The sequence below is a fragment of the Massilia sp. NBRC 108631 genome (genome assembly GCF_059704565.1).
The window spans coordinates 1-356 of sequence record NZ_BAAKJE010000044.1; the positions used below are offsets into that span (position 1 = coordinate 1).

Annotated in this window: 1 tRNA gene and 1 rRNA gene; both read right to left on the bottom strand. The window is 46.6% G+C overall.

From position 1 onward, the window contains the following. Positions 1–156: 156 nt before the first annotated feature. Positions 157–232 (bottom strand) — tRNA-Ala (locus tag AC6H42_RS04675). A gap of 61 nt (positions 233–293) precedes the next feature. Further along, positions 294–356, bottom strand: a 16S ribosomal RNA gene (locus tag AC6H42_RS04680); the annotation flags it as partial.

The window sequence follows — 356 nt, forward strand, 5'->3', positions numbered from 1 at the left end:
CAAGAAGTACTACGTTGTTGCGTTTGTTGATACATACAATCACTACCCTCGTTCAATCTTGCGATCAAACGAAAATAATAAATCTTTACTTCTTCCAAATTTTTAAAGAACGATACAACTCAAACCTAAGCACCTATGCTTACGTTTGAACTGTAGTGGTGGAGGATGACGGGATCGAACCGACGACCCCCTGCTTGCAAAGCAGGTGCTCTCCCAGCTGAGCTAATCCCCCTGAGTTCTTCAATCTTCAACAGCCGATAAGTGTGAGCGTTTGGCGTGGCGCCATACTCTAGAAAGGAGGTGATCCAGCCGCACCTTCCGATACGGCTACCTTGTTACGACTTCACCCCAGTCAC